Here is an 11,705-nt window from a genome sequence, read left to right as displayed (position 1 = left end):
GCAGCTGAAGGCCCCGAACGACGCCAGGGCGACACTCATCACGGTCAAACGAAGAAATGGCGGTTCTGCCGCACGAAATCGGCGAACCCGAGGGCTTCGCGGCCGGTGAGATCGGCAACCGTTGACGTGACGGTCTCGGCGCCACCGTCGCGGAAGGCGCGGGCAACGTCGATCAGGGCATCGGCATGGAACTCCGGCAGCCCACGGCCCAGCATTGCCGTACGCGCTTCGTCGTCGGGCAGTCCCACATAGCGCACCGGCTTACCGAGGACATCGGAGAAGGTTTCCGCGGCTTCGGCGTAAGTCAGTGCCTTGGGCCCGGTGAGGTCGTAGACGCAGCCGTCGTGGCCGTCAGTGGTGAGAACCCGTGCAGCGACAGCGGCGATATCGCTGACGTCGATGAAGCTTATGGGTGCGGTGATCAGCGGCAGGCTGAACTCCCCGGCCGCCCGGATGGACGGCTGGTTCAGGAAGTTCTGCAGATAGAAGTTGGGTCGCAGGATCGTCCACGGGAGGCCGGACGTGACCAGTGCCTGTTCGACGGGCCGGTGCAGCCGGGCGATCGGCGAGAGTCCTTCGTCGGCCCGCCAGACCGACAGCTTGACCACCCGCGCTCCCGCCGCACGGGCGGCTTCCACCATGTTGAGTTCATGTGTCGTCTGGGCCGGGCCCGTCGCCCCGAGGAGGAAGACGGACTCGATGCCGTCGAGTGCCGGCCCGAGTGTGTCCGGCTCGGCCAGATCGAGCGTCACCGCCCGACCGCCCGACTTGATCACCTGGGCCGTGGTGTGCGGATCCCGGTAGGCCGCACGCACGGCCACACCGTCGGCCGAAAGACGAGCGAGGAGAGCCGTTCCGACATTCCCACTCGCACCGGTCACCAGAATCATCCGTGCCTCCTTGAGGCGGTAGCAGTGGGTACGCCAAGAAGTGAGTAGTGAGTACGCCAAGAGTGGAACACACCGTCCTGGCGATCGACGCGCGCTGGGGGGCGCAGCAACAACTGGCGGTTCCGGACGGTCAGTCGGCAGTGAGCGACCAGGGCCAGCCTCTCAGTGACCACGCTGCTCGCCCTCCCGGGCGAAAATGCGCACTTCGGACGCCATGTGCCGGCCGTCGTCCCCGATGCGGCCCCCCTTCCGGCCCCCGCCCCCGCCGTATATAGGCTCACGTCCGTATCGAGCCTGACGGGGGAGAAACGAGTGGAGCGGCTGCGGCAGGACGATCCTGCGCGGATCGGGGAATTTCTGACGTTGGCGCGTCTCGACGCCGACGGCAGCAGAGGCGTTCCCGAGCGTCGCTATCTGGCCCGAAGCGCTGACGGCGGGCACACCGTGCTGGCGTTTCTGCCGTCGCCCGGCGGTGATCCGGCGCGGTGGGCGGCCGAGGCGCAGCAGGCGGCCCGGCTGACCCAGCCCGGCTTCTGGCCGGTCGGCCGGCTCGGGGGGACGCCGGCCTTCCCGTGGTACTCCTCCCCGTACCGGCCCGCACTGCCGCTGCCCGCCGTGCTGGCCGCGTACGGCGGTCCGCTGCCGGAGCCGTTGGTCCGTACCCTCGGCGGCACGCTGGCCGAAGCCCTGGCCTCGGCCCATGTCCTGGGCATCGTGCACGGCGGGCTCTGCCCGGCGGGTGTGCTGCTGACCGCCTGCGGGCCGCTGCTGGGCTGCTTCGGTGCGACCCGCGCGAACCCGGTGACCGGGGCCGCCTCGCCCACGCAGGCCACCGGGCTGGAGACCGGCTGTCTCGCCCCCGAGCTGGCGGCGGGCGGACCGGCGGACCGGGCCGCGGACGTCTACGCGCTGGGCGCCGTGCTGGCGTACGCGGCGACCGGGCACACCGTGCCCGAGCGGCAGGAGATCCCCGCCGGCCTGCGGGACATCGTCACGGCGTGCCGCTCGCGCGATCCGCAAGGCCGCCCCGAACCGGCAAGGGTGCTGGCGGAGTTGCTGCCGGGCGCCGCGTACGGCGCGCTGACCGGCGCCACGGAGCCGATGTCGCTGCCCGGCCGGATCGTCGAGGCGTTGTCCCGTCAGTCGGCGGAGGTCCTGGCCGCCGCACTCCCCACCCAAGGGCACTGAAGTCATGATCTCCCCCCTTCTGCACGACGACCCGCACACCGTCGGGCCGTTCCGGATTCTCGCCCGCCTCGGCGGAGGCGGCATGGGCACCGTCTACCTGGCCCGTTCGGCGGGCGGACGCACGGTCGCGGTGAAGACGCTGCACACCCGTCTCGCCGCGGACACCACGCTGCGGACCCGCTTCCGGCTGGAGACGGACGCGGCACGCGTCATCGGCTCCGATCACGGTGCGGTGGTCGTCGACGCCGATCCCCAGGCACCCACCCCGTGGCTGGCGACGGAGTACGTGCTCGGCCCGCCGCTGGACGTGGCCGTCGAGGCGGGCGGGCCGCTGCCGGAGCCGGCCGTGCGCGCCCTCGGCGCGGCCCTCGCCGCCGGGCTGGAGCAGCTGCACCGGTCGGAGGTGGTGCACCGCGACCTGAAGCCGTCCAACATCCTGGTGACCGCGCAGGGCCCGCGGATCATCGACTTCGGCATCGCCCGGGCCTTCGGCGACGAGCATCTGACGAACGTCGGCAGCGCCGTGGGAACGCCGGCGTTCATGTCACCCGAGCAGGCCGCGGGCCTGGAACACGCCGCCGCCGGCGACGTGTTCGCGCTGGCCGGAGTGCTGGTCTTCGCCACCACCGGCGTCGGTCCGTTCGGCGGCGGGGCCCCCACCGATCTGCTGTACCGGGTCCGGTTCGGCGAGCCGGACCTCGGCGGGGTTCCCGAGCCGCTGCGGCCCCTGCTCGTCCGCTGCCTGGCCAAGGATCCCGCGCACCGCCCGTCCACCACCGAGCTGCGTACCGCACTGGGCGGCGCCGGGGTCACCCCGGGCGACCGCGGCGGCTTCGCTGACCTGCTGCCCGACGCGGTACTGCGGGAGATCGCCCGCCGCAGCGACGAGGTGTGGCGCGAGCCGCCGCACCGCCTGCCACCACCGGTGCCCACCGAGACGCCGCGGACCGAGGCCGCCCCCGCGCCGGGCGTCTCGCGGCGGCGGCTGCTGACCGTGGCCGGGGGCGCCCTGCTGGGCGGCGGCCTCCTCGGCGGCGGGGGCTGGGCCCTGTTCGGGGGCTCCGGGGACGACGGGGGCGGCGGCACGAAGAAGGACGCCGTCGACCGGCCGAAGCCTCCGACCCAGCTGTGGAACACCACCATCCGGTGCCCCGACTCCGGGGGCGAGGTGACGCGGGTGGGCCGCAATCTGGTCATGCGCGCGGGCATCGTGCTGTGCGGCATCAACGCCGAGTCGGGCAAGGGCACATGGCAGGCGAACATCGCCGAGACCTGGCGGTCGGCCACCGACGCAACCCGGGTGTACGCCCTGCGGGACCAGGAGGAGGGGGCGGCGCTCGCGGTGTGCGAGGTCTCGCAGATCGACGGCCAACTGGGCAAGCCCCTGGTGGAACTGTCCGCGTTCGCCGGCAAGGAGCAGTACAACCAGCTGCTGTGCGTGGTCGACGGCATCGCGTACCTGGTGGCCAAGGCCGCCTCCGGCAAGCGCTGGTACCTGGTCGCGGCCGACCTGGGGAAGGGCAAGGAGCGCTGGCGCAGCCCGGTGGACGGGCCGCAGACCGAGGGTTTCCCGCCGGCGCTGTGCGGTGCCGTGGTGGGATCCCGGGTGGTGCTGTGCGGTGGCCCGAGCGAGGGCTCGAAGTTCCTCGGCCTCTCCGCGTACGACAAGGACCACGGCCGCCGACTGTGGGAGATGTCCGAGACGTTCGCCGGCATAACCCCGCCGTCCCGGCTGGTCATCGACGACCGGAACCTCTATATGGGCGCCGAAAGCCTCACCGCCCGCCGGCTGTCCGACGGCGGGCTCGAGTGGCTCTTCGGGAAGGACCGCGATGTCGGAGACAGCGCGGGCGAGGAGCGTCGGTACGGCACGCCGGTCCTCCACGACGGCGTCCTCTACTGCACCGAGGCGGACCAGGGACTGATCGCCGTCGACGCCCTCTCCGGCACGCTGAACTGGCAGGAGAAGGGGCTGTCCGGCAGGAAGAACAACCGGAACGTGGCCCCGGCGATCGGAAAGCGGTACGCGTACTGCGCCGACGACAAGGGCCTCCGCGCCGTCGACCTGCGCGCCCGTAGGGCCGTCTGGACGTACGAGACGGTACCGCTCGTCCTGTCCGCCGACGCCAAGGGCGGCCATCTGTACGTCCGCCAGGAGAAGCGGACCCTCGCCCTCCCGCTCGCCTGACGTCCTGCCCGTTCCCGATCCTGGAGACGACCGCCTGTGAAACCCCTCGGCCAGGGAGATCCGCTGCGCCTGGGCCCCTACCGCCTCCATGGCGTCCTCGGAGAGGGCGGCATGGGGAAGGTGTACTTCGGAGTGGACGCCTCCGGACGCCCCGCCGCGGTGAAGGTCCTGCTGCCGGAGCTCGCCCATGACGGGCACCTGGCCGACCGCTTCCTCCGGGAGGCGCGGACCGCGCAGGCGGTGACCAGTGAGGGCGTGGCACGCGTCCTGGCCGCCGAACTGGAGGGCGGCAGGCCGTGGATCGCCACGGAGTTCCTGGCCGGCCCGACGCTGGACGACGCCGTCGACCGCTTCGGGCCGCTCGACGACTCCGCCGTACGGGAACTGGCGCGGTCCCTGGCCCGCACGCTCCAGGACGTGCACGCCACGGGGCTGGTCCACCGGGACGTGAAGCCCCCCAACGTCGTCCTCACCTCACGCGGCCCCCGTCTGATCGACTTCGGCATCGCCCGCCCCGAGCACGGCCTGACCCTCACCCGCACCGGGCAGATCCCGGTCACGCCCGGTTACGGCGCACCGGAGCAGGTCCTCGGGCGGCGCGTCGGACCGGCGGCCGACGTCTTCTCCCTCGGCGCCGTGCTCGCCTTCGCCGCGGGCGGCCGGCCGGCCTACACCGGCGCCGAGGTCACCGCCGTCCTGTACGAGGTCGTGCACGGCAGCCCCGACCTGGCGGCCGTTCCTGAGGGCTTGCGGTATCTGATCACGCCCTGTTTCTCGAAGGACCCGGCGGCACGCCCGCTGCCCACCCAGGTCGCGGAAGCCGCTGCGGCACCGCGCCAGCCCGAACGGCTGTGGAAATCGGGCCGGTTGGGCGACGAGATCCGGCAACGGGAGGCGACGGCACGCCGCCTGACGGACCGTTCGATCGCGTCCTCCCCCACCTCCGTGGGTGCCGCCGACGGCGCCCACGGTCTCCCCCGGCGGCGGCTGCTGGCCGCGGCCGTCGGCGGTGGCGCCCTGCTGGCGGCGGGCGGCGGCACGGCCTGGTGGCTCAGCCGTGGTGGCGGTACGGACACCCCGGCCGACCCCTTCGACATCCCGCCGGCCGCCAAGGTGCGGGCCGCGCCGCTCGGCTCCGCCGACGGCACCCCGAAACTGCTGTGGGGGCCCCTCCAGGGTGTGGCCGACGCCGGATCGCCGGCCCCGCTGCCGGTGCGCGATGTGGTGGTGTTCGCGGCCTCCGGCGGCGGCATCGCGGCGCGCCGGGTCACCGACGGCCGGGAACGGTGGCGGGTCGGCGACGCCAAGGCGGACGCCGGCTACCTGTCGATCGGCGACCGGCTGGTGGCCACCGCCGACGGCGAGGGGACGCTGCGCACCTGGGTGGCCGCCACCGGGTCCCCCCGATGGACGGTGGACGCGGCGGTGGGTGCCTTGCTGGCCGCGGACGCCCATGCCGTCTACCTGCTGACCTCCGACGGCCGGCTGCGCTGTGTGGGGACCGACGGGAAGGTGCGGTGGACCCGGCAGCCGCCGCTGCCGCTGTCGGGCGGCCACCCCGCCGCGGCACTCGGCGCCGGCCATCTGGTGCTCTGCACGGAGACGGGGGACGTGGCCGCGGTCCGTGCCGAGGACGGAGCCCGCGCATGGGTCCGCAAGGGCCAGGCCGAAGGACCGCTGCGGCCTGCCGTCGACGGGACCACCGTGTATCTCGGCGGTACCAGCCTGGCGGCGGTGGAGGCGGCCGGCGGTCGCGAGCTGTGGGCCCTGAATCCTCTGCGACCGCCCAGACAGGGCGTCGCCGGGTGGGGGCCGCCCACCGTGGCCGGCGGCGTGGTCTACGCACTGGACTGCGACGCGCTGCGCGCACTGCGCTCCGACGGCAGCCAGGCCGCCGACCCGAGGATGGTCACCGGCGTCGTCCCTCCGTGGCGGCCACCGGTCGTCCAGGGGAACAGCGTCTGGGTGGTGGAGAGCGACGAGACCGGCGTGACCGGCCTGCCGCGCTCCGGCGAGGACCAGCCTCAGACATACGCCCTCGCCGGCGGCGGCTCCCGTACCATCGCCGCCAGTGGGAACCGCCTCTTCGTCCTCAACCGCACGACGTTGCTGGCGCTTTCGGTCTTCTGAAGGGCGGTATCGGCCCCGGGAGAGATCCAGGGGCCACACACCGTTGATCCCAACGAAAGTGCCCAGTCCCGCCCACTCCGCCGTACGACAGGAGACGCGCGTCACATTCCTCCGTGTCACACCATGCGGGGCTGGTCCGTCCAAGAGGTGTTACCACTCAACGACGGCACAGGAGTGCACCATGGAAGCTCGGTTGAACCTCTTCACCAGCCCGATCGCGGCCAAGGCCGGGAAGCACATCGTCGCTGCGGGCAAGGTGCTCGCGGACTCGACCCTGCCGGCCGCGACGCAGGAACTGGTGAAGCTCCGCGCCAGTCAGATCAATGGCTGCGGGTTCTGCACCGACATGCACACCAAGGACGCCGCGCACGCCGGGGAGACCGCGACGCGCCTTCACCTGGTCGCGGCCTGGCGGGAGGCGACGGTGTTCACCGACGCCGAGCGCGCTGCCCTGGAGCTGACGGAGCAGGGCACCCGGATCGCCGACGCGGCCGGCGGTGTCACGGACGATGCCTGGGCACAGGCCGCCAAGCACTACGACGAGGAGCAGCTCGCCGCGCTTGTCTGCGCCATCGCCCTGATCAACGCCTTCAACCGCCTGAACGTCATCGTCCAGCAGCCCGCCGGCGACTACCGGCCCGGCCAGTTCGCATAGCATTCACCTGGCATTCGCACAGCAAAGCACTCCGCGCCTCGGCGGTCGGTCCGAGGCAGCGGAGTGCATTGATGAGAGCAGGTCGACGGCCGGTCCGTCGGGCGAGAGCCAGAGCTGCTGGCCGCCGGAAGTCCCCGGTCAGTATTGGTCGAGCTTGTGCCACGGCGTGATGTCCAGCCGTGCCGCTTCGGAGTCCACCTTCTTGGCGGTCAGGCGGATGTTGAGCGTCGCCGCCTTACCGGTGTCCGCGCGTGCCCCCGCGATGACGGCACTACGGTCCGACAACACGGCCTTGGCCCACGACTCGGCCGCGTCGGCGAAGTTCTGCGTGTCCGCCGGCGCGCGCTCCGCCAGCTGCACGAGCCGGTCGTGATCGACCTGCGCGACGCGCTGCACGTTCTCGGTCTCCTGACGTGCGTCGCCCGCTTTGACGGCCGCTGTCTCCTTCGTCATGGCGCCTTGCAAGTCCCTGACGGCATCGGCGATGTCGGCCGATGACTGGTCAACCTCTGTGTCACCTCCACACCCCAACAAGAGCACCGAGCCGAGCCCACAGGCAAGCAGTGCTAACGCTGCCCTCTTCACATTCCCCCCAAAAACTCACCACGTAGAGTCATTGCGAGGTGACAGCATAGGGGCTGTCCCGCCCGGGGAAGCCGTAAATGGGATCACAAGTCGCCATCGCACCGGCCTTTCGCCGCCGCACCGGATGCGCAGGCCACGTGCCCCAACATCCCAGTCACCGAAGGCACTTGCTCTTGTCATAGGACATGGGAGAGCGAGCCGGAAGCCGAGCAGACGCTCCCGGCTCCGGCTCTGTCCCAGGCATCACCCCCGCACCACAGTCAGGCCTCTGCCTTGGTCGGCTCAGTTCTTGACCTGGTTGATGGACATCAGGCCGGTGAAGAACGTGACGGGCACGGTGTCCGTCTTGTTGGTGGTGGTCCCGGTGCTGGTCGAGGACGTCTCGGACGAGCTGAGTCCCGCGCCGAACGAAATCACCTTGTCGAAGCTGGCGTTGATCTGCCCCGACACCACCTTCTCCAGACCCTGCTGCCGGATCTGCTGCTCGCTCAGCGTCACCGAGGTGAACTTGACCTCTCGTTGGATCGAGAAGACGTAACTGCGCTGCTTGGGATCCAGGCCGGCGAGCGTCAGTTTGCCGACCAGATGTGTGGTGATCAGGACGCCGGGAGGCGTCCCGCGGGTGGACGGGTTGCCCGCCATGGCGGAGGAGTAGATCGAGGGGTAGGTCACCCAGTGGGTGGACGAGCCGTCGACCACGACGTCCAGCGGTTTGTCCGGGGCGACCTTGCCGTTGAGGATGACGCTGGGCGCCGCGGGCTCCACATTGTCCTGACTGAGCACCGGCTTGCCGTCCTGGAAGATCGCGATGGCGAACCTTCCGCGCTCCCAGTCCGCCTCGCTGGGGCCGAAACTGACCGGGGCGAAGCTGAACACGAACGAGCGGTTGTCCGAGCCGATGGGAACGGGCGGCCGTGGGGTGGGACGCGGCGCCGGAGCGGGGGGCTTCGGCGTACCTGAGCCGCCGTCGCCGGTGCCGGGTTGCGTGCCGGGTCCTGTCGTACCCGGTGTGCCGCCCGGGTCGGCAGGCGTTCCGCCGGTGCCCGGGGACGTAGTGCCTCCGGTACCGGTGCCTCCGCCCGGCATACCGCCGCCCGGGGTCCCGGTGCCGCCGCCGGTCGGAGCGCCCGGGCCGGAGCCCGTGCCGGGGGTGCCTGGCCCCGTGCCCCCGCCCGTTCCCGTGCCCGGCGTCGGGCCGCTGCCGGGGGTGCCCGGTGTGCCGGGCGCTCCGGGGTTCTTGCCGGCGAGCCCGGCCGCGTTGCTGGCCAGTGAGGTCAGCAGGGCGGCGATCTCCTTCTGCATCGACTCGTCGCGGAAGATGTCACCCTTGCCCAGGAGTTGGAGGGCCGCCGCCATGCCCACGGGATCGGGTGCCTGCGGCGGCTGGACGATGGTGACCGCGGAGGCGGGCAGCCCCGAGGGGGTCGTGGAGACGACCACCTCCCGGCTCGCCGTGGACACCGGCGCGATCTGCGGGGCGCTGTCCGGATCGGGTGACTTCTGCCAGTCCCAGAACCGGGTGTTGTCGATGACCTCCGCGGAGTTGCAGTGGCCGAGTTTGGCCTCGGCGAAGACTCCGCGGGTGGGCAGGCTGACCAACTGCTCGCTGCGGGCCGGCTCCACCTCCGGAAGACGTACCGGCCCCTCCCCCGCCCCGTCGAACAGCGCGGGGTCGAGCGGGAAGGCCGTGGAATCCCCGAGCACCTCCAGGGCGCGGTTCTCGACGGCCTGGAACAGCGGGCGCGTGGTGCCCCCGACGGTGAGGCTGCTGCCCGCCAGTTCGGTCCACCGGGCATTGGGGTCCTCGCCGAGCCGGATCAGCCGGTAGTAGTGCTCGCGGTTCTGCACCAGGTGCCTGCGCAGCCGGATCCGCAGCAGGTTCTCCTCATCGCTGAGCCGCTGGAACGGGGTCGGTGCGGGCGCGGGTTCCGGAGCCTGCCGGGCCGCCAGCGCCCAGGTCGTGGACGGCTTCTGGAACAGCTTGCCGCTGGGCTCGTCGACCAGGAGGTGGGTGTTGCCCGCGGTGTCCACGGCCGTGACGACCAGGTGCTCCACGGCGACGTCGTCATTCCTGCCCTCGGTGTGGGGCGGGACGAGGGTCACCGAAATCGTCCGCAGATCACGCCAGTTGACCCGCTCGTCGGGCCGGGGAACACCGGCGAGGTCGACCACGGCGTGGGTGTGCTGGAAGTCACCGGGATTCTGCAGATGGGTCGGATCGGGGTCCCAGTCGCTGTGCTGCGGACGGATCAGATCGGTGACCTTCTGGCCGCCGTCCGGCGCCCGTTGGGTCAGGGTGACCGTCGTGGGCACCCGGTCCTGGAAGCTGGACAGGTCACCGATGGTGAAGCGGAACTGGAAGAGGATGAACTCCACGCTGCCCGGATCGGGCGGCACCGGCACCTCGGGCTGGAGTTCCCGCCAGGCGGCGTACTTCTCCACCGCGTCGAATCCCCCGGCCAGCTGCGGATCGAGCAGCCCGGCCTGCAGCAGGCGGCGGTAGCGGACGATGACCAGCTCGTCGTCGAGGTTCGGGGACGCCGCGGGCAGCAGGACGGCCGGCCGCACCCTGCGGCGCTCGACGAGGACCCGGAAGTGCCGCAGCACCTCGTAGTAGAGCAGGGTCATCGCGTGCGCGTGGTTGTGGTTGCGTACGGTCCGGGTCTGCGCCGTGGAGCTCTCCGCCTGGCGCGACTGCACGACCACCGTGCTGCGCATGTCGCGTACGGAGGTGGAGTGCTGGCGGATCTGGTCGTGCAGGTTCTGCACGGTGTCCGCCGACACGCTCCGGTCGCCCGAGGTCGTGGCGTAGCCGCCGCCGATCGCGGCGGAGCCGCCGAACATGCCCATCGACGCCGCGCCCGCCGCGCCGGTCATCACCGAGCCGCCGCGCTGCCACTCGTTGACGGCGCCCTTGACGACCTCGTCGACGGTCCGGTCACGGGTGAGGGCATGCTCAAGGTCGTCCGTGAGCGCGATGTCCTCCAGCCGGCTGTCCGTAGAAGTGCGCGACCAGTCCACGACCGCGAGTTGCACCTGTTCGCCCGGTGCCAGCGGGAGGCTGTAGGTGACCTGCCCGAGCCCGTGTCCCACGGGGATCCAGGTCACGTCGTAGCTGATGACCAGGGCGATGGGCACCGGAAAGCCGGCCAGGGCACGGGAGCTTGGGGAGCCGTCGGAGGGACCGGGGTGTTCGGAGGGGGCGAAGTGACCGGAGGGGTCGGAGGTTCCCCCGCCCTCCCCGGCCGGGGCCGTGTACTGGGCGCCGAAGTCCAGGCTCGCCGTGAGATCCGGGACGGTCACGATCTGGTGCACCTGGTACTGCTGGGTGGCCACATTGGACGGCAGCAGGGTCTCGCAGCCGTCCTGCCCGATGAGTTCGGCCGGTACGTACGCGAAGGAGCCCGGCGAGAGGTACCAGTCGAGGAGCGAGGGCGACTGCATCGCGGGGAAGCCGGTGGCCGAGCCGGTGAAGACACCGTCGCGGTCCACGCCGAGCCGCAGGACCAGCGCCTGCGCCCGCTCGTCGGCCTCGGCCAGGACGTCCACCGCGCTCTGCAGCGGACCGCCGAGGTACAGCCACACATGGGCGAGCCGTACCTCGGCGGTGGAGCCGTCGGGCCGCTCCGCCAGTTGCAGGGCCTGCCGCCACAGCGGCGCCAGGTCCCACGAGAGGTACCCGGCGTGGTCACTGCCGAGCAGCCCCAACGGGATACGGGCCGTTCCCCCGGCACGGGCGGCAGCCCCCACCTCACCGTCGGAGCCTTCCTCCAAAACGGTCAGCTGGGCTTCCAGAAATGCCAGCACCCCGGAGACGGGGCCGCCGGTCCTGTTGTCGGAGAGAAAGACACAGCAGCGGGCCGGGCCACCGGTGTCGTCGGTCGGAAGTGCGATGTCCATGGTTCCCCCCATCGACTTCGCGCCTGAAAAGGGAGCCGCGGCCACAACGGCGGGCGGTCAGGCGATGAGAGGAAGCTAACCCACGGAGACTCGATCAAATCTCGAACTTCTTGTGGAGTATTCGGACCGGGCGTCCAGGCCGTGCCCGGACTGCGCAGCGAAAAGGTTG

Annotated in this window: 7 protein-coding genes; 4 read left to right on the top strand and 3 right to left on the bottom strand. The window is 71.6% G+C overall.

Annotated features, from left to right (window positions below; genetic code table 11):
* Positions 1-44 precede the first annotated feature (44 nt).
* On the bottom strand, positions 45-890 hold the full coding sequence (locus ACGF4C_RS25680) for an SDR family oxidoreductase (RefSeq protein WP_393569163.1): 846 nt from the start codon (positions 888-890) through the stop codon (positions 45-47).
* Between the two features lie 312 nt (positions 891-1,202).
* Here ACGF4C_RS25680 and ACGF4C_RS25675 point away from each other — a divergent pair, with 312 nt between their 5' ends.
* The 4 genes from ACGF4C_RS25675 (at position 1,203) to ACGF4C_RS25660 (ending at position 7,051) form a co-directional block, all read left to right on the top strand.
* Entirely contained in the window at positions 1,203-2,078 is an 876-nt protein-coding gene (locus ACGF4C_RS25675; RefSeq protein ID WP_393569162.1) for a serine/threonine protein kinase, read from the top strand.
* Positions 2,079-2,082: 4 nt separating this feature from the next.
* Entirely contained in the window at positions 2,083-4,266 is a 2,184-nt protein-coding gene (locus tag ACGF4C_RS25670; RefSeq protein WP_393569161.1) for a protein kinase, read from the top strand.
* Positions 4,267-4,302: 36 nt separating this feature from the next.
* A complete protein-coding gene (locus ACGF4C_RS25665) occupies positions 4,303-6,396 on the top strand; it encodes a PQQ-binding-like beta-propeller repeat protein (RefSeq protein WP_393569160.1) in 2,094 nt (697 codons plus the stop codon).
* 181 nt (positions 6,397-6,577) lie between these two features.
* Complete coding sequence (locus ACGF4C_RS25660) at positions 6,578-7,051, top strand: carboxymuconolactone decarboxylase family protein (protein ID WP_393569159.1); 474 nt, start codon at positions 6,578-6,580, stop codon at positions 7,049-7,051.
* Positions 7,052-7,189: 138 nt separating this feature from the next.
* Here the strand turns inward: ACGF4C_RS25660 and ACGF4C_RS25655 are convergent, their stop codons facing one another.
* Positions 7,190-7,504: a hypothetical protein gene (locus tag ACGF4C_RS25655; protein ID WP_393569158.1), complete on the bottom strand. Its 315-nt coding sequence runs from the start codon at positions 7,502-7,504 to the stop codon at positions 7,190-7,192.
* 414 nt (positions 7,505-7,918) lie between these two features.
* Positions 7,919-11,536 carry a hypothetical protein gene (locus tag ACGF4C_RS25650; protein ID WP_393569157.1) on the bottom strand — a complete coding sequence of 1,206 codons (3,618 nt, stop codon included), beginning with the start codon at positions 11,534-11,536 and terminating at the stop codon, positions 7,919-7,921.
* Between the last annotated feature and the right edge of the window lie 169 nt (positions 11,537-11,705).

The sequence above is a fragment of the Streptomyces sp. NPDC048197 genome (assembly GCF_043202395.1).
In the GTDB taxonomy this organism is placed as follows: domain Bacteria; phylum Actinomycetota; class Actinomycetes; order Streptomycetales; family Streptomycetaceae; genus Streptomyces; species Streptomyces siderophoricus.
This window is presented reverse-complemented; position numbering and strand designations above follow the sequence as displayed.